The sequence below is a fragment of the Pseudomonas sp. T1.Ur genome (assembly GCF_023516725.1).
In the GTDB taxonomy this organism is placed as follows: Bacteria; Pseudomonadota; Gammaproteobacteria; order Pseudomonadales; family Pseudomonadaceae; genus Aquipseudomonas; species Aquipseudomonas alvandae.
In genome coordinates this window covers 5,704,918-5,730,703 of the sequence record NZ_JAMGSN010000001.1, presented here as the reverse complement: position 1 = coordinate 5,730,703, position 25,786 = coordinate 5,704,918, and the positions used below count along the sequence as shown (strand labels likewise).

At 60.0% G+C, this 25,786-nt stretch carries 17 protein-coding genes; 10 read left to right on the top strand and 7 right to left on the bottom strand.

Annotated features, from left to right (window positions below):
* The first annotated feature begins 2 nt into the window (after positions 1-2).
* Entirely contained in the window at positions 3-1,103 is a 1,101-nt protein-coding gene (locus M8Q45_RS25280; RefSeq protein ID WP_249876856.1) for a polyamine ABC transporter substrate-binding protein, read from the top strand.
* A 112-nt stretch (positions 1,104-1,215) separates the two neighbouring features.
* A complete protein-coding gene (locus M8Q45_RS25275; protein ID WP_249876855.1) occupies positions 1,216-5,808 on the top strand; it encodes a dermonecrotic toxin domain-containing protein in 4,593 nt (1,530 codons plus the stop codon).
* 11 nt (positions 5,809-5,819) lie between these two features.
* On the opposite strand, the gene pdxR is transcribed toward M8Q45_RS25275, so the two are convergent.
* On the bottom strand, positions 5,820-7,367 hold the full coding sequence (gene pdxR, locus M8Q45_RS25270; RefSeq protein ID WP_249876854.1) for a MocR-like pyridoxine biosynthesis transcription factor PdxR: 1,548 nt from the start codon (positions 7,365-7,367) through the stop codon (positions 5,820-5,822).
* A gap of 100 nt (positions 7,368-7,467) precedes the next feature.
* Here pdxR and M8Q45_RS25265 point away from each other — a divergent pair, with 100 nt between their 5' ends.
* The 3 genes from M8Q45_RS25265 to M8Q45_RS25255 are packed head-to-tail and all read left to right on the top strand — an operon-like array spanning position 7,468 to position 9,255.
* Positions 7,468-8,109 (top strand): FMN-binding negative transcriptional regulator, encoded by a 642-nt coding sequence (locus M8Q45_RS25265; RefSeq protein WP_249876853.1) that lies wholly within the window; start codon positions 7,468-7,470, stop codon positions 8,107-8,109.
* 2 nt (positions 8,110-8,111) lie between these two features.
* On the top strand, positions 8,112-8,558 hold the full coding sequence (locus tag M8Q45_RS25260) for a GNAT family N-acetyltransferase (protein ID WP_249876852.1): 447 nt from the start codon (positions 8,112-8,114) through the stop codon (positions 8,556-8,558).
* A 10-nt stretch (positions 8,559-8,568) separates the two neighbouring features.
* Positions 8,569-9,255, top strand: coding sequence for a GNAT family N-acetyltransferase (locus M8Q45_RS25255; RefSeq protein ID WP_249876851.1), 687 nt, complete (start codon positions 8,569-8,571; stop codon positions 9,253-9,255).
* A gap of 75 nt (positions 9,256-9,330) precedes the next feature.
* Here the strand turns inward: M8Q45_RS25255 and M8Q45_RS25250 are convergent, their stop codons facing one another.
* Entirely contained in the window at positions 9,331-10,227 is an 897-nt protein-coding gene (locus M8Q45_RS25250) for a homocysteine S-methyltransferase family protein (protein WP_249876850.1), read from the bottom strand.
* Positions 10,228-10,340: 113 nt separating this feature from the next.
* Between M8Q45_RS25250 and M8Q45_RS25245 the strand changes: the two genes are divergently transcribed.
* The 3 genes from M8Q45_RS25245 to M8Q45_RS25235 all read left to right on the top strand — a co-directional run bounded on the left by M8Q45_RS25245 (position 10,341) and on the right by M8Q45_RS25235 (position 14,323).
* Entirely contained in the window at positions 10,341-11,162 is an 822-nt protein-coding gene (locus tag M8Q45_RS25245; RefSeq protein ID WP_249876849.1) for an ABC transporter substrate-binding protein, read from the top strand.
* Positions 11,159-11,992 carry an amino acid ABC transporter permease gene (locus M8Q45_RS25240; protein ID WP_249876848.1) on the top strand — a complete coding sequence of 278 codons (834 nt, stop codon included), beginning with the start codon at positions 11,159-11,161 and terminating at the stop codon, positions 11,990-11,992. Before M8Q45_RS25245 ends, M8Q45_RS25240 begins: the two co-directional genes overlap by 4 nt.
* Positions 11,993-12,181: 189 nt before the next feature.
* Entirely contained in the window at positions 12,182-14,323 is a 2,142-nt protein-coding gene (locus M8Q45_RS25235) for an autotransporter outer membrane beta-barrel domain-containing protein (protein WP_249876847.1), read from the top strand.
* A gap of 64 nt (positions 14,324-14,387) precedes the next feature.
* Here the strand turns inward: M8Q45_RS25235 and oadA are convergent, their stop codons facing one another.
* Together oadA and M8Q45_RS25225 are read right to left on the bottom strand one after the other, a co-directional pair.
* Positions 14,388-16,196 (bottom strand): sodium-extruding oxaloacetate decarboxylase subunit alpha, encoded by a 1,809-nt coding sequence (gene oadA / locus M8Q45_RS25230; RefSeq protein WP_249876846.1) that lies wholly within the window; start codon positions 16,194-16,196, stop codon positions 14,388-14,390.
* A gap of 12 nt (positions 16,197-16,208) precedes the next feature.
* Positions 16,209-17,624, bottom strand: a complete 1,416-nt coding sequence (locus M8Q45_RS25225; protein ID WP_249876845.1) for an acetyl-CoA carboxylase biotin carboxylase subunit — start codon at positions 17,622-17,624, stop codon at positions 16,209-16,211.
* 187 nt (positions 17,625-17,811) lie between these two features.
* On the opposite strand from M8Q45_RS25225, the gene M8Q45_RS25220 reads away from it, so the two are divergent.
* Entirely contained in the window at positions 17,812-18,774 is a 963-nt protein-coding gene (locus M8Q45_RS25220; protein ID WP_181288469.1) for a LysR family transcriptional regulator, read from the top strand.
* Here M8Q45_RS25220 and M8Q45_RS25215 read toward each other — a convergent pair.
* From M8Q45_RS25215 to M8Q45_RS25205, 3 genes are all read right to left on the bottom strand, one after another.
* Entirely contained in the window at positions 18,716-18,925 is a 210-nt protein-coding gene (locus tag M8Q45_RS25215; RefSeq protein WP_181288468.1) for a PA3496 family putative envelope integrity protein, read from the bottom strand. The genes M8Q45_RS25220 and M8Q45_RS25215 overlap by 59 nt on opposite strands.
* 301 nt (positions 18,926-19,226) lie before the next feature.
* Positions 19,227-20,093 (bottom strand): transcriptional regulator HexR, encoded by an 867-nt coding sequence (gene hexR, locus M8Q45_RS25210; RefSeq protein WP_003187110.1) that lies wholly within the window; start codon positions 20,091-20,093, stop codon positions 19,227-19,229.
* A 205-nt stretch (positions 20,094-20,298) separates the two neighbouring features.
* Positions 20,299-23,163, bottom strand: a complete 2,865-nt coding sequence (locus M8Q45_RS25205) for an EAL domain-containing protein (protein ID WP_249876844.1) — start codon at positions 23,161-23,163, stop codon at positions 20,299-20,301.
* 261 nt (positions 23,164-23,424) lie between these two features.
* Here M8Q45_RS25205 and uvrD point away from each other — a divergent pair, with 261 nt between their 5' ends.
* The gene (gene uvrD / locus M8Q45_RS25200; protein ID WP_249876843.1) at positions 23,425-25,605 is read left to right on the top strand and encodes a DNA helicase II; all 2,181 of its coding nucleotides are present in this window, start codon (positions 23,425-23,427) and stop codon (positions 25,603-25,605) included.
* The last annotated feature ends 181 nt before the right edge of the window (positions 25,606-25,786 follow it).

Here is a 25,786-nt window from a genome sequence, read left to right as displayed (position 1 = left end):
ACATGAACAGACTCAAGCACCTGATGGCCCCGGCCCTGTGCGCCGCGCTGCTGTGTGGCGCCGCCCAGGCCGAGGAGCGCACATTGCGCGTCTACAACTGGTTCGACTACATCACGCCCAAGGCCCTGGACGATTTCAAGGCGCAGAACAGCCAGGTCAAGCTGGTCTACGACATCTTCGACACCAACGAAGCCCTGGAGGCCAAGCTGTTGACGGGCAACGCCGGCTACGACGTGGTGGTGCCGTCCAACGTGTTCCTGGCCAAGCAGATCGAAGCCGGCGTGTTCCAACCTCTGGATCGCAGCAAGCTGCCGAACTGGAACCACCTCGATCCCAAGCTGATGAAGCTGATCGAAGCCAACGACCCCGGCAACAAATTTGCGGTGCCCTACATGTACGGCACCATCCTGATCGGCTTCAACCCGGACAAGGTCAAGGCCGCCCTGGGTGACAACGCGCCGGTGGACAGTTGGGACCTGATCTTCAAGGAAGAAAACATCAGCAAGCTCAAGCAGTGCGGTGTCGCCCTCCTCGACTCGCCATCGGAAATCCTGCCCTTGGCCTTGCAGCACCTGGGCCTGGACCCCAACAGCAAGAAACCGGCGGATTACGCCAAGGCCGAAGCGCTGCTGCTGAAGATCCGGCCCTACATCACCTATTTCCATTCGTCCAAATACATGGCCGACATCGCCAACGGTGACATCTGCGTGGCCGTCGGTTATTCCGGCAGCTTCTCCCAGGCCGCCAACCGCGCCAAGGAAGCCAAGAATGGCGTGACCGTGGACATGCGCCTGCCCAAGGAAGGCGCGCCGATCTGGTTCGACATGCTCGCCATCCCCAAAGGCGCCAAGAATCCGGCTGACGCCTACACCTTCATCAACTATCTGCTGCAACCGCAGGTGATCGCGCCAATCAGCGATTTTGTTGGCTATCCGAACCCGAACCAGGATGCCACCGACAAGGTTGACCCAGCGATCCGCGGCAATCCCAATCTGTATCCGACCGAGTCCGCCATGGCGACGCTCTACACGCTGCAGCCGTTGCCGAGGGAGGCAGAGCGGGCACGGACGCGCGCATGGACCCGGATCAAATCAGGCCAATAAAATCCCGCAGCCTATACATAGTTACCACCTTCCCTGTTTTCGATCTCCCTAGCATGGATATCCCGAAGCGTTCGACTTCGGGTATCCATTATCGCGAGACAGGGAGACTCAGATGACATCAGCCACCAACACCACCCGCCGGCCCCCCAACCTCAGGGACGCGGTGAAAAACCTGCTGTTTGCCGGGCCCTCATATCCAGAAGTTGCCGCCGTCCTGCTGGGGGACGCCCTCAAAGTCATGTATCCGACGCTCGACCTCAACCCGCGCACCACCGTGGTAGGCGAGCCGCTCTGGGACCTGGTCGACGGTGAGGTCGTAGAGCTCGGGACGCGCTACGACACGCTCAGCAACATGCTGGCCGGGCAAATGGACGAGAACGATTCAATTTGCCTGATCGAGGGAGAGCATTTTCTAACCCGATTACCGATCACCCACCCTGTGGTCCATCTACCAGTACGTATCGACCAGATCGGAAACCTCATCAACGAACTCGTGCCCGTCATGTTGCCCGCCTTCCAAGAACAACAGTTGATGTACTGGAATACGTCAGTGGGTGCAGCCGGACCGCGCTGGCGTGAGCTTTCCAATACGCTGCGCAAGTTCTGGGACGTCAAGCAGGTCAAAGGGTGGACCGCGGCTGAGTGCAATATGGCCAGGCAATTATTCCTTTGCCCCTCGTTGGACGACCGCAAGCTCAAAGATCCCTATGCGACCCACGCGTACCTGATCGACATGGATGCCGTTGACGGCAACCAGGCAAAACACCTGTTCGAAAACACCATCGTGGTGCTGATTGGCCAGATCGACAATAAGGAAGTCATCCTCACGTACTCGATTCTCAATGGCTACCAACGGTTCGATTCAGCGCACGCACTTGGACAATCCCTGCCGGGTTACTTGAGCGATACCCGCGCCAGTGAAATAAAATGGCGGCTGTACGAACCCAACGGCAATATCTTCGATCACAAGGCTTGCGGGCTGGTCGACATGCAAATCCAGGTCATCAGTTCCCCCGCGTTCGTCGAAGACGATACGTCGCAAGAGCGACCCCCCCCTCGCGCCAACGCGCAGCTCCCCAACAAAGACATCAACAAGGCGTGGTTGGAGGTACATACCCTCGACTGGTTGAAAGCAGCCTCGATAGCCGACCAGTTCCAATTCGCCCAGCACCTGAAGGATCTCTCGGCATTGAACAGCACGCATGCCGGAGCAACCTACCGGGATGACATTCCCTTTATCAAGGCCTTCGCGCTAAGCGCCCTGAAAAAACAGATTCTGTCGGATCATCCCGACGCCTCGGCGCTTGACCTGAACAAAATCGAGATTGAGATAAGAAGTGCCGTGCTCTGGGGAACCTTCGCTGTTCCCGGGAAAATCGATACCACCCGGCTCAGCCTCGTCGAGCTGGCCTTGCAGAATCTCATCGCGCTGCCTTTGGGCGACAAGACCGTCAGGTTGATCGATGGCCATGCATTGCCCACGTGGATGACAGTCGACTACCTCAAAAGTGTCATCACCAAGATCGACATAGGTCGCGTTTATCCCGAGCTGGTCAAACAAAAGCTGCTCGATGATCCTGCGCAGGCGAGCCGCCGTGAAAATCTCTACACGTCCCAATTACGCGTTCAGCTACCCATGCTTGCGCTGGAGAACAAAATTCGCCAAATGGGCAACATTGACGAACGTGGCTACCGTTACGTCGCCGCGCTCATGGAGCCCAACGAAGAGGACCGCAAGGTAAATGGGCAACCCGTCGTCCTGCGCAGGCTGGCCTTTATTTCAAAGCAATTGATTGATACCGAAGAAGACGTCGTAGCCAATATGTTCGTGATCGGTCCGAAGGATCCGGATGCCGGACCGTATCTGCTCTACCGCCCCTTGCTTGAGCCGCAGCTCTGCCAATACCCATCGTCCACCAACCTGTTGTATGCAATCCGCCAGACAGCCTCCTTGCGTCAGTCGGTACTGGCGTGGCTGCCCGACGATGTGCGCAACCATTACAGTCGCTATGTGTTCCCTACCCCCCTGCCCTCGCCTTGGATCGTCGTGGATTTTTTAGCGGACCCCGTTGATGTGTTACTGAGCAAAAATCCTGTCAGTTTGAGCACCAAGGCGCTGGAGGCAGATTTCCTCCCGCTGTTGTACAAGGCCAACGCCAATGCGCTGGCCGAGCTCGCCGACCGTCAGTCGGTCTCCGACAGTGAAAGTCGCTGGGAGAGTTTCAAGCAGGCCGGCTGGCTGATTTTCAACCTGGCGTTGCCCTATCTGGGAACCACCGTAGGAACCGCGGTCTGGCTCTCGCAGATCCTGGACGATGTCGAAACCCTGGAGAAAAGTAGCGAAGAGGCCGACAGCCAGACCAAGTGGGAAGTGTTCGTCGACCTGCTGCTGAATCTGTCGGCGGCACTCACCACTCACGCCATAGACCGCGCCCGTAAAAACATGCGTAGCCGCCAAACAGAGACGCCTGAGGTGGTGCGCGAACTCCATGGCCTGAAGCCCGCCAAACCCATCACCATTGAAAGAGTTGCGTCAGTGACGGAAACGCTGCCAACCGAGCATTACGAGGCCATCCACTCTATCGGTGCCTTGTCTGACGCATCGCAAGAGACGGCGAAGATCCTTGAAACATTCGCCGTCACTCAACCCGAGCAGACCGGCGTGCCAAGCGCTGAGGGCCCCTTCGCAGGGCTTTATGAGCGAGAGGGGGAATGGCACGCAAACATGGCCGGCAAATGGGTCAAGGTGAAAGTGGAAGGGGAGCAGGTTTACATTGTCGATCCGATGGACCCCACGCGCACGGGGCCTCCCTTGACCAGCGACACCTTCGGCCAGTGGCGCATCGATACTCGCCTGCGCCTACACAGTGGCGGATCGAAAGGCGCCAGACAAAAAGTCATTACTGAAGCGAAAGCGTTCGGTATCGAAAAGCTTGCAGAGCTGAACCAGCTCGAACAAAGGAAGGTTGAGAACCAGCAGCTGTTGACAATGGAGGCGCAGGCATTGGAGCAGGCATCGGGCCCCTCCAGGGCGCGCGCTCGCGACACTTTCGTCGCTACGTTGAGAACGCAGCAAGAAAGCTTCGAAAATGCCCTTGAGATACTGAGGAAATGGCCCGTATACCAGGCCATGCCCGATGCACCTCGCAAGCGCCGAGCCTATTTGAACGCGCAGGTCAGCGTCACTTTCGAAGAAATGGCCCAGTTGAAAGAAACCTTCACCCCGGTGCTCGCTGAAGCGTTGAAACTGCATGCCACTCGTGTGCGGGTGACGGAACAACGGCACGTGGAGACCGCCACCAGCATGATCCGGGTCGGCGATGACATGATCATATGCCTGGACTACATGGAGACCCGCTTCACCGAGCTCAAGAAGTTGGGGGCCTACGGCTTTGAATCTGTGCACACACATCGCCCAAACATGCCGTCGTACAGAAGTTACGAACTGCGGCTTATCCAGTTGGACATGTATCGCCACCTCTGCCTGTCCATCAACAGTTTCTATAGGATTCCCGAAGGCTGGCACGCCATCAATCAGGTCGTTGACAACGCCAAGGTTGCCTTCCAAAGCCTGAACACCCTGGTCGGTGAGCGAAGCCGGATTCGGCTGGACGAACAAATCGATGCCTACGGCAGCTTGGTAGAGCAGTCCTCCGGAATAGAAGAACATCTTGACTACATCAGCAGCGAATATCAGGACAGCGTGCGCCCGGCAGACCTCACTCGACTGACTGATCGAATCCGCATTTTCCAGCGAGGCGCACAGGACCTTTTGGCGCAGAGCCTCTTTGAACGAGACAATCAGCGAAGCCAGGGGGCTCTTTACCAGCAACGTCCCACCCCAAGGAAAAAGTTCATCAGGGCACGTTTCTGGGGCCTCGTCAGCGGCGAACCGCGTCTATTGAAGGGTATCAAGGAAACAGATTGGCTGGACGTCAGGGACCCTTTCACAAACGAAATCATCGTTACATTCCACCGCAAGGAAAACGGCGAATGGGTACCCCACGTCGACGCCACGCTCAGTGAAGCCTCGGAGGTGTTCCCCGCCCTGTCCGTGAGCCTGGAAAAGGGCCAAGCCCTGATCGATGGACTGGATGAGTTCAAGACACAGCTGCAGGAGCGCATAGAACAACCGGATCGAACACCTGCCGGTATCGGGATGATACTCAACGCACATGCAAACCGGATGGAAGTGATCGGCGTCGCGATCAATAAGGCGCTGGAGCGCGCTGCAAACGAAACGGTCGGGATCTCAGCGAAACAGGAGCAAGAGGCCAACTCCATGCGCCAGACGCTGAAGAGGGAGTCGAGCGCGCTTTACCAGCTGGGGAACGAAATCGTGCTCAAGATCATCAAGCAAAGCCCGCCGACCATGAATGACGTTGTGTGGCTTAAAGATCGGCAGCTGATCTCCATCAAGAAAGTGACGAGTCGGCAGCGAAACAAAGGCCACCTTGCCGGTTACCTCGACAGGTATGAGATCAAGGACGTCAGGGAGCGTAAAACGCTCTGGTTTGCAGAGTTCCGTTATTCAACCGACTGGGTACCTGACTCCGCCTACCTCTCTGGACGCCTGAAAACCCCGGAACAAGTCAAGGAGGGAGCGACCGTCAAGCCCACCAAAGGTATGACCAATCGTCAGTTGATCGCCCAATATCGCAGCGAAATCGCTGTGGACCAGGCCAAGGCCGTGTTCTTTTCCTGACGCTTTCAACATCAGGGGCTCCAGGCTTTCGACAACCCCGCCAGCGCGTTGCCAATCGCCGCTGGCGGGACGGCTGCGAACCCCAGCACCAGGCCGGCACGCACATCCGCCGGCCCGGTGCCGGGCAACCAGTAGCTGCTCAAACCATTGATTTCCACGCCGACACCGTTCGCCTGGGCGATCAACTCGCGCTCGCGCTCGACGTTATCCACCGCCACCGTAACGTGCAGCCCCGCCACGACCGTAGGCATGGCCCCCATACCCGCAACGGTCTTCGGCCAGCCCGACAACAACGCGTCTCGACGGGCCAACGCGGCCCGACGCATGCGCCTGATGTGCCGTTGGAAATGCCCGGTGGCCATGAATTCGGCCATCACCGCCTGGGTGCTGACTTCGGAATGGCGCACATCCACCGCACGGCGTTGGGCGAAGGCGTCGACCAGGCCAGGCGGCAATACCAGATAGCCCAAGCGTAGGGCCGGAAAGGCGACTTTGCCGAACGTCCCGATGTACAAGACACGTCCCTGGCGATCCAATGCGGCCAACGGTGCCAGCGGCGCGCCGCTGTAGCGGTACTCGCCGTCATAGTCGTCTTCGACGATCCAGCCATTATTGCGCTCGGCCCAGGCCAGCAGTTCCAGGCGGCGAGCGAGGCTCATGACGACCCCGGTCGGATACTGATGGGACGGCGTGACGTAAGCCAGCCGACAAGTGCTCAACGTATCGAGTGTCGTGCAATCGAGACCATCACTGTCCACCGGCACTCCTTTCACATCGCCCCCAGCGACGGAAAACGCATGCCCTGCGGCGCGATAGCCTGGATTTTCCACGGCGACGATGTCGCCAGGGTCCACCAGCAGCTGTGCACAAAGACTGATGCCCTGCTGGGCGCCGCTGGTGATCACAATTTGTTCAGCTGTGCAATGCAGGCCTCGGGAGCTGCGCAAATAAGCGGCAATCAGGTTTCGCAAGCGCGCATCACCCTGGGCGTCGCCATAACACAACTGCTCCAGGTCGGGCTTGCGCCAGAAAGCGGCATTCAGCTTGGCCCACACGTCAAACGGGAACAGATCAAACGCCGGGACGCCGACCCGAAACGCCCTCGGTGGGCCAACCGGCGGCTGGGGCAGATGGTGTTTTTCGACGCGGGCCAACGCACCGCTGTGGATAATTTTGCTGGATGAACCGACAGGTAAATCAAGCCAATCTGTGGATAACCCTGTGGCTAAGCCTGTTGAAAACCCTGTGGACACTTTTGTGGATAACTTCTGCAGCGCAAGCGCCGAAGAAGACAACTTCGCCACGTAGGTACCGTCGCCTACCCGACCTTCAATGAAACCCTCGGCGTAGAGCTGATCGTAGGCACGTACCACGCTGTTGCGCGAAATGGATAAGGCCGTTGCCAGGTCACGGCTGGCCGGCAGGCGCGTGCCGCTGGCAAGCCGCCCGTCAAGGACTCGCGAACGCAACGCCTGATAAAGCTGACGACTCAGGCCCTGGCGACGATCGAGCTCTATTCCGGCGGGGTTGAAAGACAATGGCGGCACGGCGTCGTTCATGACTGCACTCGTGAATGGACCTACTGAATTGCCTGAAAGTGGCTCTTACAACAGACCAATATCCTGCCTAGGATGCAGGCATTCGCCAAGGAAAATCTCCATGTACAACCCAAAGAACTTTGCCGTGGAAGACCTGCCCCAACTGCACCGGATGATGGGCGATTGCCGCCTGGCCGTATTGATCACCCACGGTGAACACGGCTTTCAAGCCAGCCATTTGCCGCTGTTGCTGGACACAGAGCAAGGGCCAAATGGGAGCCTCCATGGACACATGGCCCGAGCCAATCCGCAATGGCGCGACCTGGAGGCAGGCGCCGAAGCGTTGGTGATATTCGCCGGGGCCGACGCTTACGTGAGCCCGGCTTTCTACCCCGGCAAGGCTGAGCATGGCAAAGTCGTACCGACCTGGAACTACTTGGCAGTGCACGCCTACGGCACCGCAGAGGTGTTCAGCGACCCCGATCGATTGCGCAACTTGGTCGGCGCCTTGACCGACCACCACGAAACCGGCCGCGCCCAACCCTGGAAGATCGATGACGCACCGGCGGAGTACATCGACAGCATGCTCAAGGCCATCGTCGGTTTCGCCCTGCCCATCCAGCGCCTGGAAGGCAAACGCAAGCTCAGCCAGAACCGTAGCCCCGCCGATGCCACGGGCGTACGCAACGGGCTCGCCGCCAGCCCCGATCCGCGGGACCAAGCCCTCGCGCACCTGATGCCAGACCTATCGACCAAGGAATGAACATGAACCAGACCGACATTCGCCTCGTCACCCCTGAAGACTACGCAGCCTGGCTGCCGCTGTGGCAGGCCTACCTACAGTTCTACAACACCGAGCTGCCAGACGCGGTGAGCCAAAGCACTTGGCAACGTTTGCTCGATGAGCATGAACCGACCCACGGCGCTCTCGCCTGGAGCGGCGGCAGGGCCGTGGGGCTGGTGCATTTCATCTACCACCGCTCCAACTGGAGCATTGAAAACTCCTGCTACCTGCAGGATCTGCTGGTGGCGGAACAGACCCGCGGCACCGGCGTCGGTCGCCAGCTCATCGAGTTCGTCTACGCCACGGCCAAGGCCGATGGTTGCTGCAAAGTGCATTGGCTGACCCACGAGACCAACGCGACAGCCATACAGCTGTATGAGCGCATTGCCGAACGCCCAGGCTACATTCAATTTCGCAAAGCCCTTTAAGGAGCGCAGCATGTCGACTTCCCTTGCCGATTGGAAAGGTGTCCCGGCGCCTTCTACGCAGTTGATCGAAGGGCGTTTCATCCGCCTGGAAAAACTCGACCCGGGGCGTCATGCCGACGGTTTGTGGCAAGCCCTCGAAGGGCCTGGCGCAGACCCGAAACTCTGGGACTACTTGCCCTACGGTCCATTCAAGGATCGCGGCGCCTTCGACGTGTGGCTCAATAATCACGCGACCCACGTCGACCCGTATTTCTTCAGCGTGATCGACCGTGCCAGTGGTGACGTACAGGGCATTCTCAGCCTGATGTCGATTGTCCCTGCCCAAGGTCGCATCGAGATCGGCCACGTGACCTTCGGCGCCCCGATGCAGCGTTCGCCGAAAAGCACCGAAGCGATTTACCTGCTCGCCAAGGAGTCTTTTGCCTTGGGTTACCGGCGTCTCGAATGGAAGTGCAACAACGCCAACGCCCGCTCCAGGTACGCCGCCGAACGATTGGGCTTCACCTTCGAGGGCGTGTTCCGCCAGCACATGGTGGTCAAGGGGCAAAACCGCGACACCGCGTGGTATTCGATGCTCGATTCGGAATGGCCGGTGATCTGTGCAGGGTTCGAGCGGTGGTTGAGCGAGGAAAACCAGACCGCGGATGGGCAGGTGCGTGGCCTGGTGGAGTGTCGGTCGTCGATTGCGGTTGACTGATCACCCCTGACCGCGAGCAGACACGCTCCCACTGCGCCATGTGGGAATGTGCCTGCTGGCAATGGCGGTTACGACTCAGCGCAGCTGTTGCGCCAGCACCGCGATGTGCTCCGGCCCGATCCCGCAGCAGCCGCCCAGATGACTCGCGCCACGCGCCTGCCAGTCGGCTGCCCATTGCAGATAGCCCGGCGGATCGAGGTCTTCGCGCAGGGGATCGAGCCCGTCGTTGGCCGTCGCCTCCTTCGGTTGCGGCGGGAAGGCGTTGGCATAGGCGCCGATGTGGATCTTCACTCCCAACCGCTCGAAAGCGGCCCGCGCCGCATCGATTGCCGCGCCGATCACTTCAGGCTGGCTGCAATTGAACAGCAGCGTCTCGACGCCCAGTTCAGCCGCGACCGCCGCAGCCTCCGCCACCGGCTCGCCGGAACGCAGGCGCGGCACTTCGTCCGTATCTTCGTCTTTCAAGGTAAACGACAGCCAGAACGGCTTGCCATCCTTCGGCAGCCCGGCGTGAATCGCCCGCGCTTCGGTTGTCGAGCTCTGGGTTTCGGCCAGCCACAGGTCAACGTGAGGCGCCAGGCCCGTCACCAGCGGCGATAACAGCTCACTCGCGCGGGCGGCGTCAAACAGATCAGGGCGATAGGAACCGAACAAGGGCGGCAGCGACCCGGCCACCCGTACCGCTTTGCCTGAAGCTTTCACCGCCCGCTGGGCCAGCTCACCGGCCAGAGCGGCCAATGCTTGGCCTTCCGCGGCGAAACGCGCCTCACCGATATGGAACGGCACCACGGCGTAACTGTTGCTGGTGATGACGTTGGCACCGCTGGCGATATAAGCGGCGTGCACAGCCTCCACGGCCTGAGGCGCTTCGCTCAAGGCCAGCGCCGACCATTCGGGCTGTCGGAACGGCGCGCCACGGCGTTGCAGTTCACGGCCCATGCCGCCATCGAGAATGACTGTTGCTGTGCCCATATGCGATTCACTCATAAGCTTATGAAAAATACTCACTACCGGAGTTGTTCTTATAACTATTTAATACGCACCATTCAGCGAACTACAACTTATTTTTCTAACAGGGCCTTCATATGAAATTACAACCATTGCTGGCCCTGGGCCTCACGCTGCTGGCCGCTTCTTCGCAAGCATTCGCCGGCGCCACGCTGGATCGCATCGATCAGAAAAAAGAGCTGGTCGGCGTGCTGATGGAAAGCTATCCGCCCTTCTCGTTCCTCAACGATCAGAACCAGCTCGACGGTTTTGACGTGGACGTCGCCAAGGCCGTGGCACAGAAACTGGGCGTGAAACTGCGCCTGGAAACGCCGTCCTGGGACGTAATCGCGGCCGGTCATTGGAGCGGGCGCTACGACATCTGCATCTGCTCCATGACGCCGAGCAAGGCCCGCGCCGAAGTGTTCGATTTCCCGGTGCAATACTACGCGTCGCCTGCGGTCATCGTGGTCAATGCCAAGGACGACCGTATCCACGGCGCCAAGGACTTGAGCGGCAAGAAAGTCGGCTTGACCAGCGCCTCCAGCTACGAGAGCTACCTGAACAAGAACCTGGTGATCGAAGGCGCCGAGGATACCCAACTGAGCTATCCGTTCGATGACGTGCAGATCGCCCCGTACGACACCGACAACGTGGCGTTCCAAGACCTGGGCCTGGGCGCCGGGGTGCGCCTGGACGCGGTGCTGACCAACCTGGTGACTGCCCAGCCGCGCTTGACCGAAGACAAGCGCTTCAAACTGGCCGGCGCGTCGCTCTACTCCGAACCGAACTCGGTGGCCATCGAGAAGGGGGATGCGCAGTGGGACAGCAAGGTGCGTGAAGTCTTTGCCCAGTTGAAACAGGACGGCACCTTGAGCAGACTCTCGCAGAAATGGATCGGCGCCGACATCACCCAATGACTTCTTTTCCACCCCCTCAGCCACCGCCTTCGGTGGCTGAATCCCGACTGCAAAAAATCTTCGGTTTTCGTACCCGGTTGTACCTGACCTGGGCGGTGATGCTGGTGCTGTTCGCCAGTTTCTTCCTGAGCTTCGACCTGAAGTTCTCCATCATCCTCGACAAACTGCCGAACCTGCTGGGCGTGCACTTGGCACCCAATGGCTTTCTGCAGGGCGCGGTGCTGACGTTATTCCTGTGCCTGTGTTCGATCGTCGCTTCGTCCTTGCTGGGCTTCATCACCGCCCTGGCGCGGCTGTCCAGCAGCGCGGTGGCGTTCGGCATCGCCAGTTTCTACGCATCGTTCTTTCGCGGCACGCCGCTGTTGATCCAAATCCTGCTGATCTACCTGGGCCTGCCGCAACTGGGCGTAGTACCCGGCGCCGTCGCCGCCGGGATCATCGCCCTGTCGCTGAATTACGGCGCCTACCTGAGCGAAATCTTCCGCGCCGGCATCCTTGGCGTCCCCCACGGCCAACGCGAAGCCTCCCTTGCCCTGGGCCTGAGCGAAACCGTGATCTTCTGGCGCGTCACCCTGCCCCAGGCCATGCGCACCATCATCCCGCCGACCACCAACCAATTCATCTCCATGCTCAAGGACTCCTCGCTGATCTCGGTGATGGGGGTCTGGGAAGTGATGTTTCTGGCGCAGTCCTATGGGCGTTCCAGCTATCGGTATATCGAGATGCTGACGACAGCGGCGATCATTTATTGGCTGATGTCCATTGCGCTGGAGCTGATTCAGGCGCGGATGGAGCGGCATTATGGGAAGGCTTATCTCAAGCGCAGCTGACGGCTGTGTATGAACATGCTGTAGGGAAAAGCCACAGTTCCCGCCAGCCATCGCGACGATAGCCGGAACGCAACACGACCGGCCTACAAACTTCATCCACCGAATCGTGCCCACGGCGGGAAGATGGCTGGCATCGCCGCCCGGGCTGAATTTTTAAAGTGCGACCTTCTCCATCACAGGTCGCACTCAATGCCTACCCAACACGTATTCCTGCCCCAACATCTCGCGCTGGCAATAGCGCTGGCGCTTGGTTGTGCCGAGCTTTCGATGGCCCAATCGGTTGCCGAAGAAGCCCAACCCGTTGAAACAACTGCCCAGGCGCAGGCCCGCCTCAAGGCATTCGCGGCTGCGCCAGATACGAAGCTCGAGAAGGTTTTCAAGGCCCAGGAAGCTCCCCTGTCGCTGGGCGACAGCAACGACCTGGTGATTGTCAGCAAGCAAGGCGAACTCTTCGGGCTTACCGACGGCGGCGGCGGGACTAATGTCCTGCAATTGGATATCGCCAAGGGAGGCGTCATCAATCAAATAAGCAACGTTAAGGATCTGCATCTCAAGCAAGGCGAATGGTCCAACGGCGGCGCTTTCAACGGTGCGAGCCTCGTCGACTCGAAGGCCAAGCTGACCAACACCGGTCAGATTGCGGGTGCGGTGCACGTGCTTGGTATATTCGATAACCGGGGTACCGTGGGCGGGCCCGTATTCGTTGGAAAAAACGCCACGTTCAGCGGTAATGGGACGGTCGATGCGCTGGATGTGACGGGCGTGATGAAAGTCGGTCCGGACATTGGCGCTCCTTCGGTTATCAACGATCTCAAGTTTTCCAAGAGCGCGACGTTGGTTTATGGAATCGACGCGGAGAAAGGCAGCGCCACGATCAAGGTTGGCGGTACCGCGACGTTGGGCGGTGCGACGTTGAAAATCCCCACCGTACCCGGCGAATACGTCGACACGAACAGACGCATTGTGATCGACGCGGATAAGGTGTTGGGGAAATTCGGGAAGATCGAAAATGAGCTCCTCTTTCTCACAGCGACACCTGACTACAACGTAGAGAAACAGGTAGGGCTGGTCTTTGAGCGCAACGAAGTGCCGCTGGGAGACGCAGCCACCTCTCCCAACGGTCGCAACTTGATGGAATCTATCGAAGAGCGACAACCGCCAAAAACACCGAAACCGGAACGGTCCAACACCTTGGTGGCTGCGCCTTCTCCTGCCGCCGACTCGCAAACCAGCAGCCCGACATCAACGTCCACTGAACCACCAAAAGCCATTGCTAGCGCCCCACCCAAGTCCGTCGTCAAGGTGCAAGCCATAAAGCCTGCCCCCAAACCCAACGCCGCAATTAGCGCATTGCTCGGTACTAACAAGACCACAGCCGCCGACGCCATCGACCAACTCGGCGGCTACGACACCGCTGACCTGGGCAACGCCACCCTGAGCAGCGTCGCACCGATCAGCACGGGAATGCTCTCGGCGATGGGCCGCAATAACCCCATGGGTAAGCATGACAACGGCCAAGTCTGGGTCCAAGCCATCGGCAACAATGGTAGCCTCGCCAAGGAATGGGGCGACTTTGCCCTCAAGCATTCGACCAAGGGCCTGATGCTGGGAACCGATTGGGCTGTCAGCTCCAATTGGCGGTTGGGCATCATCGGCAGCAAGACCCAGACACGCCTGGACAGCTATCAATTCGACGGAGCACTCGACAGTTGGCTCGCAGGCGCCTACGCCTTGCGCCAGGCAGGACCGCTGGCGCTGCGCCTGGGTGCCGTCTATGGCAGCCATGACGGCAGCACCAAGCGCCATGTCGCGTTCAACGGTTTCAGGGATCACCTCAAGGGTCGTTACGACGCCACGACGCAACAGGTCTTCGGACAGGTCGGCTACCACCTGGACGTCGGACAGTTCGATATAGAGCCCTACGTCCAGGTGGGTTACCAACGCTACCAACGCGACGCCTACGCGGAAAAAGGTGGCGATGCCGCGCTGCAATACCACGAACAGACCCAGGAACACTTCAGCAGCGACCTCGGCCTGCGCCTCGCCCGTCCTTTCGTGTTCGACCAAGGCATGCGATTGACGCCGCGCCTGGATGTTGCCTGGAAGCATCTGTACGGCGATATCAGGGGCAACTCCCATCAACATCTGGCAAATGGAGGCAATACGTACATCATCCAAGGAGTCGAACTGGACCGTGACAGCCTTCTCCTGCAAGCAGGACTGGACCTGGCCGTATCGCCCCGTCACACCCTGGGACTGAACTACAGCGGCGAAACGGGGCAGGACAACCGCAACGGCGCGTTGACCGGCCAATGGCGGATGATGTTCTGACGGGCGAAAAAAAAGGGGAGCACCTGCTCCCCCGAGGTAAAACGTTGCATCGAGGCTGTTGGAATCAGCCTTCGATTTCGACGAGGATCTCGCCCGGGTTGACCCGGTCGCCCTTGGCCACATGAATGGCGGTGACCTTGCCGGCGATGGCCGCCTGGACTTCGGTTTCCATCTTCATGGCTTCGGTGATCAGTACCGCTTGGCCAGCCTTCACCACGTCGCCCTCCTTGACCAGCACATCGACGATGTTGCCCGGCATGGTGGTGCTGACGTGGCCCGGCGCAGTGGCTTGCTTGCGCTTGCTGCTGCCGCCGCCGACGAATTCATTGAGCGGTTCGAACACGACCTCTTCCGGCATGCCATCGATAGACAGGTAGAAGTGACGCTTGCCTTCGGCCTTGACGCCCACGCCAGTGATATCGACGCGGTAGGTTTCGCCGTGAACGTCGATGACGAACTCGGTCGGCACGCCTTCGCCGCCCGCAGAGCTCACGCTGCCCGCCTCGGGGATTGGCAACAGCACTTCCGGAGTCAGCGTGCCGGCTTCGCGTTCCTCGAGGAACTTGCGACCGATGTCGGGGAACATGGCGTAGGTCAGCACGTCCTCCTCGGACTTGGCCAGGGCACCGATTTCGCCGCGCAGCTTGGTCATTTCCGGCTTGAGCAAATCGGCCGGACGCACGTCGATCACTTCTTCACTGCCGATGGCCTGGCGACGCAGCTTCTCGTTCACCGAACCCGGTGCCTTGCCGTAGCCGCCCTGCAGGTAGAGCTTCACTTCGTTGGTGATGGTCTTGTAGCGCTCACCGGCCAGCACGTTGAAGAACGCCTGGGTGCCGACGATCTGCGAGGTCGGGGTCACCAGCGGTGGGAAGCCGAGGTCTTCGCGCACCCGCGGGATTTCCGCCAGCACTTCGTTCATCCGGTTCAGCGCGCCCTGCTCTTTCAGCTGATTGGCGAGGTTGGAGATCATCCCGCCCGGCACCTGGTTGACCTGGACGCGGGTGTCCACTGCGGTGAACTCGCTTTCGAACTGGTGGTACTTCTTGCGCACCGCATAGAAATACAGGCCGATTTCCTGCAGCAGTTCCAAGTCAAGGCCGGTGTCGAACTCGCTGCCCTTGAGGGCGGCGACCATTGACTCGGTGCCTGGGTGGCTGGTGCCCCAGGCGAAGCTGGAAATCGCGGTGTCGATGTGGTCGGCACCGTTTTCGATGGCCTTGAGTTGGCACATCGCGGCCAGGCCGGCGGTGTCGTGGGAGTGGATGAATACTGGCAACGATTGCTCGCTCTTCAGCGCTTTCACCAGTTCGCCAGTGGCATACGGGGTCAGCAGGCCGGCCATGTCCTTGATCGCCACCGAGTCGCAACCCATGGCTTCCATCTGCTTGGCCTGGGCCACGAACGCGTCGATGGTGTGCACCGGGCTGGTAGTGTAGGCAATGGTGCCCTGGGCGTGCTTGCCGGCGGCCTTCACCGCCTCGATGGCGACCCGCAGGTTACGCACGTCGTTCATCGCATCGAAAATACGGAACACATCGATGCCGTTGACCGCAGCCTTGGCGACGAACGCCTTGACCACGTCATCGCTGTAATGGCGGTAGCCCAGCAGGTTCTGGCCGCGCAGGAGCATCTGCAAGCGAGTGTTGGGCAGCGCCGCACGCAGTTGACGCAGGCGCTCCCACGGATCTTCCTTCAGGAAGCGCACGCAGGCGTCGAAGGTTGCGCCGCCCCAGACTTCCAGCGACCAATAGCCGACTTTGTCGAGCTTGTCGCAAATCGGCAGCATGTCTTCGGTGCGCATCCGGGTGGCAAGCAGCGATTGGTGGGCGTCGCGCAGGATTGTGTCGGTAACGTGGATCTTCTTGGACATTGTCATGATTCCTTACAGGCCTGCGTGGGCGGCAATGGCGGCGGCGATGGCCAGGGCCAGCTCTTCGGGTTTGCGCTTGATCGAGTAGTTGCTCAGTTCAGGGTGGCTTTCAACGAAGCTGGTATTGAACTGGCCGCTGCGGAATTCTGGATTGCGCAGGATTTCCTGGTAATACGCAGCGGTGGTCTTGACCCCCTGCAGGCGCATGTCATCCAGGGCCCGCAGGCCACGGTCCATCGCTTCTTCCCAGGTCAGCGCCCAGACCACCAGTTTCAGGCACATCGAATCGTAGAACGGTGGAATGGTGTAGCCGGTGTAGATCGCCGTGTCGGTGCGCACGCCCGGGCCACCCGGAGCGTAGTAGCGGGTGATCTTGCCGAAGCTGGGCAGGAAGTTGTTTTTCGGGTCTTCGGCGTTGATGCGGAACTGCAACGCAAAACCCCGGTGCTGGATGTCTTCCTGCTTGACCGACAGCGGCAGCCCGGACGCAATGCGGATCTGCTCACGAACGATGTCGATACCGGTGATTTCTTCGGTGATGGTGTGTTCCACCTGCACCCGGGTGTTCATCTCCATGAAGTACACCTCGCCTTCGGCGAGCAGGAACTCCACGGTGCCGGCATTCTCGTAGCCCACGGCCTTGGCGGCACGTACCGACAGGTCGCCGATGTAGGCGCGCTGCTCGGGGGTCAGTTGCGGGCTCGGGGCGATTTCGATCAGCTTCTGGTTGCGGCGCTGGATCGAGCAGTCCCGTTCGAACAGGTGTACCACGTTGCCAAAACTGTCACCGAGGATCTGCGCTTCGATGTGCTTGGGATTGACGATGCATTTTTCCAGGAACACTTCCGCCGACCCAAACGCCTTGGTGGCTTCGGAGATCACGCGCGGGAAGGCCTGTTCGAGCTCCTCGCGGCTGTTGCAGCGACGAATACCCCGACCACCGCCGCCGGACGTGGCCTTGAGCATCACCGGGTAACCGATCCGGTCACCTTCGGTCAGCGCTTCTTCGATGCCCGCGACGTTGCCTTCAGTACCCGGCGTGACCGGCACACCGGCCTTGATCATGCTGCGGCGCGCTTCGGTCTTGTCGCCCATGCGGCGAATGACTTCCGCCGACGGGCCAATGAATTTGATGCCGCGCTCAGCGCAGATGTCCGCCAGTTCGGCGTTTTCCGAGAGAAAACCGTAGCCGGGGTGCAAGGCATCGCAGCCGGTCTCCACCGCCAGGTTCACCAGTTTGCGCGGGTTGAGGTAGCCGGCCAGCGGATCGGCGCCGATGCTGTGGGCCTCGTCCGCACGCTTGACATGCAGCGCATGGCGGTCCGCGTCGGAGTAGACCGCGACCGAGCGAATGCCCATCTCGGCGCAGGCGCGCACGATGCGGACGGCAATCTCACCCCGGTTGGCGATCAGGATCTTTGTTATCAATTGGAGGTTCCCTTGAGCCGGTGATACCCACGGCCTGGGTTCAGGCCGATGCGTGACCAGATGTAACAATTGGTCGCAGGTCCACACTAGTACCGGCTGGGGATTAACAAAAATGAATAATTATTGGGTCGTGCATAAGCAAAGACTTATAGTTGTGCTCATTGTCTCGGCCCAGAGTGTTTGAAAAATGCGTAAGTCATTGATGCGTATGACGTTGCGTCAATTGCAAATCTTCAATGAGGTGTGCGATCTGCGGTCCTACAGTCGCGCTGCCGATGAAATGTCGCTTACGCAACCGGCGGTCAGCCTACAGATTCGCTCCCTGGAAGAGCTTATTGGCCAGCCATTGTTTGAGTACGTTGGCAAGAAACTCTACATGACCGAAGCCGCCGAAGCGTTGCAACGCGCCAGCCGGGATATTTTCGGTCGCCTGGAAAACCTCGATATGCAACTCTCTGATATGCAGGGTTCGCTGCAAGGCCAGTTGAAGCTGGCAGTGGAGTCCAGCGCCAAGTATTTCGTCCCGCATCTGTTCGCCGCGTTCAAGCGCCAGCATCCGGAGGTCAACCTGAACCTCACGGTGGTCAATCGCGGCCAGGTCATCCGACGGCTTTCGGACAACCGCGACGACCTGGTGATCATGTCCATGGTGCCCCAGGACATGGGCCTGGAGTTTTTGCCTTTTCTCAACAATCCGATCGTCGCCGTGGCGCCACCCGATCATCCGTTGTGTCACATGGGCCCGCTGCGTTTGCAAGACCTGGAGCCTTACACGCTGCTGCTGCGCGAACCGGGCTCCGGCACACGGCTGGCCTGCGAAGAATATTTCAAGGAAAAGCGGGTGCACTTCACCCAGACATTAGAGGTAGCGTCGGCCGAGGCTCAGCGTGAGTGCGTGGTCGCCGGGCTGGGCGTGGCGCTGTTGACGCGCCACGCCGTGAGCCGGGAGCTGTCGTCCGGCGCGCTCATCGAGTTGCCGGTGGAGGAATTGCCGTTGTACCGCAGTTGGTGCCTGGTGCAGGCCAGGGCCAAACGCCTCTCACCGGTGGCTCATGCCTTCCTGGCCTTCGTTCGCGGCGAGCGTGCCCAGATCATCGGCCTGGTTGAACGTTTCGACGGGAAGCCGCCGGTGTTGCCTGCCAGTAATTGAATTCAACCGCGTCAGGAAATTCGCTGATTTCGGCGAGCAGTTGGCGTTGCTCGAAACGGTCTTCGATCGCACGACGGAACGCCATGCGGCGCTGGTCTTCCTGCTGACGACGGGTTTTGGCGGCGCTGCGTTCTTCGTAGGACTGGGTCATGTCGAGACTCCCAAGACGTATACGGGAGCTTTACGATGAAGGTTGGGGATGACCGTTTGGGGGCGCGACCGTTACAGAACGATGAATTCAGGAGAAATGTTCCCCTGTGGCGAGGGAGCTTGCCCCCGCTCAGCCGTAGGAGCTGTGTAGGACTGTGTAGGAGCTGTCGAGTGCAACGAGGCTGCGATCTTCTCCCAGACACTTGAATCTCAAGCGAAAGTTCAAAATCAAAAGATCGTCCGAACGCGGCCCGAGCCTTCGGCAGCTCCTACCACAGCCGAGCGGGAGCAAGCTTGGGATTTCAGTCGTCCAGCGCCTTCACCGACTTGGGCGACAACCGCAGGCTACGAAGACTGCGCTTCACGCTCTTGAGGTGGTTGACCAGGCTCGGGCCACGCGCCATGGCGACGCCCATCGCCAGGACGTCGATCACCACCAGGTGGGCTATGCGCGAGGTCAGCGGCGTGTAGATCTCGGTGTCTTCATGCACATCAATGGCCAGGTTTACCGTGGAGAGCTCGGCCAACGGCGTCTGGCTCGGGCACAAGGTAATCAGCGAGGCACCGCTTTCACGCACCAGGTTGGCGGTAATCAGCAAGTCCTTGGAGCGCCCCGACTGGGAAATACAGATTGCCACATCGGTTGGCTTCAGCGTGACGGCCGACATGGCTTGCATGTGAGGGTCGGAATAGGCCGCTGCCGTGAGCAGCAACCGGAAGAATTTGTGCTGGGCATCCGCCGCCACCGCGCCCGAGGCACCGAAGCCATAGAACTCGACGCGCTGGGCCTGGGACATGGCCGTGACAGCCTTCTGCAACGCCACCGGGTCGAGCTTCTCGCGAACCTCCATCAGCGTGTGCAAGGTCGTATCGAAGATTTTCAGGCTGTAGTCGGCGACCGAATCGTCTTCATGGATCGCAAACTGGCCAAAGCTCGCACCGGCCGCCAGGCTTTGCGCCAACTTGAGTTTCAGGTCCTGGAAACCCGAGCAACCAATGGCCCGGCAAAAACGCACGATGGTCGGTTCGCTGATGCCAACGCTGTGGGCAAGATCGGCCATGGAACTGTGCATCACGGCCGCAGGATCAAGCAGTACATGATCGGCGACTTTCAGCTCCGACTTGCGCAGCAGGTGGCGTGACTGGGCGATGTGTTGCAACAGGTTCAAAGGGCTGGACTCTTGTTATGGGCAGGTGCCGGGATGTAGCAATCTTGTAGTTATACTACAAGAATTGTCTTTATGCCTGCCCAATACGTAACTGATTTAGCCCCGCCAACCCTTGTTTTGGCGGGGAACGCTTCATGTAGCCGTCACAGCGAGGGAAGCAGGGAAAAGTTCGAAACGATTCCTCGATCCAACCCGGCGTGCGGTTCTATTTTTGCGCCTCCAACAAGCGGGCCAAGCCTTCAGCGTCGACCGGCCGACTGATGAGATACCCCTGGACCTCGTCGCATTGTTCATTTTTCAGGAAATCGAGCTGCCCTTGCCGCTCCACGCCCTCGGCCACTACCTTGAGCGAAAGCCCATGGGCCATCGCAATGATCGCGCGGGTAATGGCCGCGTCCTCGCCGCCCTCCTCCAGGCCGCGAATGAAGGCCTGGTCGATCTTCACGTAGTCCACCGGAATACGCTTGAGGTAACTCAGGGAAGAATAGCCGGTGCCAAAATCATCGATGGCCAGCTTGACCCCCAAATCCCGTAGCTGCTGAAACGTCGCGATAATATGCTCAACGCTGTCGAGCAATTGGCTCTCGGTCAATTCGAGCTCCAGGTAATGAGGGGCCAGGCCCGTTTCCTCCAATACCTGCCGCACCTGACTGACCAACTTGCCTTGGCGCAGCTGATGCACCGATAAGTTGACCGACACCCTGATCGGCGCGAGTCCCTGGCGCTGCCACTCACACGCCTGCCAACACGCCTGTCGCAACACAAACTCGCCAATCGGCCCGATCAGACCGGTTTCTTCGGCCAAACCGATGAAATCCGCCGGAGGAACCTGGCCCATGCTCGGATGGTTCCAGCGTACCAACGCCTCTGCGGCGTTCAGGCGACCGGTCTCCAGGCACAACTTGGGTTGATAAAAAACATTCAGTTGTTGCTCTTCGAGTGCCTTGCGCAACTGGTTCTCCAGTTGCAGGCGTTCCAGCGTGCTGGCCTGGAGGCTATCGGTGTAGAACTGGAAATTATTGCCACCCAGATGCTTGGCGTGCTGCATGGCCATGTTGGCCTGGCTGACCAGCGTGGAAATTTCCCGTGCGTTATCGGGCAACAGGCTGATGCCAATGGAAGCGCTGACCACCAGTTCGTGGCCGTCGATGGTCACCGGAACGCGGAGTTTGGCTGCCAGCCGGGTCGCAACGCGCGCCAGGCTCGAAAGATTGCCGTAGGCGTCGAACAGCACCGCGAACTCGTCTCCGGACAGCCGGGCGATGGTATCGGCCTCCGGCAGCGCATTGATCAGGCGCCGAGCCATTTTTTGCAGCAGTTGGTCGGCGATGTCATGACCGAGACTGTCGTTGAGCAGCTTGAAACGATCCAGATTGATATGCAGCAGCGCCAGGCTCCGTCGCCCACCCTGGCGCACCCGCTGATGGGCTTCTTGCAGGCGCTCGCGAAACAGTGAACGGTTCGCCAGGCCGGTCAATTCGTCGTAATGCGTGAGATAGCGCATCCGCTCCTCGGACTCGCGTCGGGCCGAGAGATCCGCGAAGAAGCCGACGATATGGCTGACGTTGCCTCGCAGATCGCGGACTACGTTCAGCTGCAGCCACTGCGGATAAAGCTCGCCGTTGGCGCGAGCCTCCACCAGTTCGCCTTGCCAGGTGCCGTACTGCCTGAGGGCTTGGCGAATGATCGGATAGTGTCGGCGCGCATCGCGGCTGCATGGCAGGTCGACCACGTTGCGCCCCAACATGTCGGCGATATTGAACCCGGTCACCCGCGTGAACGCCTGGTTGGCGGCCAGCAACGCGTAGTTCGGGTCGAAGATCACGATGCCTTCGCTGGCGGCCTCGAATACCGTGGCCGCCAGTTGCCGTTGCTGTTCAAGCTCTTTGCTTGCGCTGATGTTTCGCCGGGTGCCCACCATGCGTAAAACCCGACCGCCAGGGCTGCGTTCCACGGCTCGACCACGGTCTTCGATCCAGACCCAATGGCCGTCGCCATGACGGACGCGGTATTCGATCTGGTAATCCTCGCTACGGCCCTTCAGGTGTTCGACAAGCGCGCGCTTGAGCGCGGGAAGGTCTTGCGGATGCAGCCGCGGGGTCAGATGGCTGAGCATGGCCGTGACGTATTCGGGCTCCAGGCCAAACAGTTCCTTGAGTTGGGTGTGATGGACTTCGTCGGTCTGCAGGTTCCAGTCCCAGAGCCCCAGCTCGCTGGCTTTCAGGGCAAGGGCCAGGCGCGCCTCGCTTTTACTCAGGGCTTGGCTGGCGGCGTCCAGCTCCAGGCTGCGCTGCGCCACGCGTTCTTCCAGGCCAACCTGGGCCGCACGCAGCCGGGCCTCGGCAGAACGACGCTGTTCGACCTCCCGGGCCAAGGCCTCGTTAAGCTGCGCGCCACGGGCTTGCGCCTGCTGCAAATGCTCGATCAGGGCCTGGTTCTGAAACCGTCGCAGCATGCCGTTGTGTATCAGCCGGTTGACCTGCCAGGCCACCACACTCAGGAAAACCAGCAGGACCAGCCCAAGCCAGCCCCAACCGAGCTGCTGCTCATCACCGCCCCAGAAAAGATAACCGATTGCCGGCAACAGGCACGGCAAGGTGAAGGACAGGTACGCCGAAAGGCTGACGGCGTAGGCAACGCTGGCCGACAACGTAGCCGCGCCGATCAGGCCAAACGCCCAGGCCTGTTGTTGGAAGCTGTCCGCCGGAACCAGCGCAATGCCGGCGCCGGCCAGCGTCAGGCCGGTCATGGCCGAGCCCAGCAAAAACATGCGCAACCAGATCGGGTGCGCCTGGCGGCTTGGCATCGCCGAATCGAACGCTGCCACCTGGATCACCCGCAGCGCTACCAGCGATAACAGCCAGACCAGCCATACACTGACCAGGAAATAGCGCGATGGCTGCCACAACAGTGCGGCACAGACCAGACCGTTGATCAGCATGAACAGCGTGGGCAGCAGTGAGCCCTGATACAGCAGCCTTGTGCGTTCGACCGCCATTTCCGTGGCGTACTGCTTGTAAATGACCCGCGGCTCAACACAAGGGCCCGCCAGATCGGAATTGAAGGTCATAGTCGATGTTCTTGTTCTTATTCAGGGGCGCATGGTGCACCCGAAACGAGAACCGAGCATACACAAGCCAAAGGCCATCCCACACTGCTCTCGCTCATAAAAATGCTGAAAAAAATGGCCATTCCACTGGGCACTGGTGACGTCAGGCAAGCGCCGCCCATGCCTGTAGAGGCTGACCAACCGGTCGTCACCCAGCGGTGTTTTGTCGGTTGATGCAAAGCTCGGTTTGCCCAGGGTGGCGTCGCACCCTAGAATGCGCCGATGCGCGATGATCTCTCCCTTCTGCTGAATTCCCTTAACGATGCCCAACGCCAGGCAGTTGCTGCCTCCGTGGGCCGTCAGTTGGTCCTGGCCGGTGCCGGCTCCGGCAAGACCCGAGTGCTGGTGCACCGTATCGCCTGGTTGATCCAGGTCGAGAACGCCTCGCCCCATTCGATCCTGTCGGTCACCTTTACCAACAAGGCTGCCGCTGAGATGCGCCATCGCATCGAACAACTGATGGGCATCAATCCGGCCGGCATGTGGGTCGGTACGTTCCACGGCCTGGCGCATCGCCTGCTGCGAGCCCACTGGCAGGAAGCCGGCTTGAGCCAGACGTTCCAGATCCTGGACAGTGATGACCAGCAGCGCCTGGTCAAGCGGGTCATCCGCGAACTGGGCCTGGATGAACAACGCTGGCCGGCCCGTCAGGCCCAATGGTTCATCAACGGCCAGAAAGACGAAGGCCTGCGCCCACAACATATCCAGGCCAGCGGCGACCTTTTCCTGGCGACCATGCGCAGCATCTATGAAGCCTACGAGGCGGCGTGCCAGCGTGCCGGTGTCATCGACTTTTCCGAGCTGCTGCTACGGGCCCTGGATCTCTGGCGTGACCACCCGGGCCTGCTGGCCCATTACCAGAAGCGCTTCCGCCATGTCCTGGTGGACGAATTCCAGGACACCAACGCCGTTCAATATGCGTGGTTGCGCCTGCTCGCCAAGGGCGGCGACAGCCTGATGGTGGTGGGCGACGACGACCAGTCGATCTATGGCTGGCGTGGCGCGAAGATCGAGAATATCCACCAGTACTCGGCGGATTTTCCTGACGCCGAGGTCATTCGCCTGGAACAGAACTACCGCTCCACCGCCGGCATCCTCAAGGCCGCCAACGCCTTGATTGCCAACAACACCGGGCGCCTGGGCAAGGAATTGTGGACCGACGGCAGCGAAGGCGAGGCGATCAATCTCTACGCCGCCTTCAACGAACACGATGAGGCCCGCTATGTCGTGGAAACCATCGAGAGCGCATTGAAGACCGGCCTGGCCCGCAGCGACATCGCGATCCTGTATCGTTCCAACGCCCAATCACGGGTGCTGGAAGAAGCCCTGCTGCGCGAACGGATTCCTTACCGGATCTATGGCGGCCAGCGCTTCTTCGAGCGCGCCGAAATCAAGAACGCCATGGCCTACCTGCGCCTGATCGAAGGCCGTGGCAACGACGCGGCCCTGGAGCGGGTGATCAACGTGCCGACGCGGGGCATCGGCGAGAAAACCGTCGAGGCGATTCGCGAGCATGCCCGCCACAGCCATGTGTCGATGTGGGAAGCCATGCGCCAGCTGGTCGACAACAAAGGCGTGACCGGCCGTGCCGCCGGGGCCCTGAAGGCCTTCATGGATTTGATAGAAGACCTGGCTGCCAAGTGTGGGGAAATGCCACTGCACCTGATGACCCAGACCGTCATCGAGCAATCCGGCCTGATCGCCTATCACGAAGCGGAAAAAGGCGAGAAAGGCCAGGCCCGGGTGGAAAACCTCGAGGAACTGGTCAGCGCCGCGCGCAACTTCGAAACGACCGAAGAAGACGAAGACCTTTCGCCACTGTCGGCCTTCCTCGGCCATGCTTCCCTGGAGGCCGGCGACACCCAGGCCGACGAGCATGAAGACAGCATCCAGCTGATGACCCTGCACAGCGCCAAGGGCCTGGAATTCCCGTATGTGTTCCTGGTGGGCATGGAGGAAGGCCTGTTTCCCCACAAGATGAGCCTGGAAGAACCCGGACGCCTGGAAGAGGAACGCCGCCTCGCCTACGTCGGCATCACACGCGCCATGCAGAACCTGGTGATGACCTACGCAGAAACCCGACGCTTATATGGCAGCGAAACCTACAACAAGGTATCGCGCTTCGTACGCGAAGTACCGAAAGGTCTCATTCAGGAAGTGCGTCTTTCCAACAGCGTCAGCCGTCCGTTCGGCGGCAGCCAGCAACAAAGCAGCAGTCTGTTCGGCGGCAGCGATATCCCGGAAACCGGCTTCAGCCTGGGCCAGGCGGTACGGCATTCGGTGTTCGGCGACGGCGTGATTCTCAACTTCGAAGGCGCCGGTGCCCAGGCTCGGGTACAGGTCAATTTCAGCGAAGGCAGTAAATGGCTGATGCTGGGGTATGCCAAGCTCGAGGCGATTTAAAGGCCTTGTAGGAACTCTGTGGGAGCGAGCTTGTTCGCGATAGCGGTGGATCAGTCATTATGGTTGCTGACTGACACACCGCTATCGCGAGCAAGCTCGCTCCCACAGGTTGTTCTGGGGACGCCAAACATTTCCGATAGAACTTGTTCCCCTTTCCTACAGCCCAAAGCGAACAGGCCTG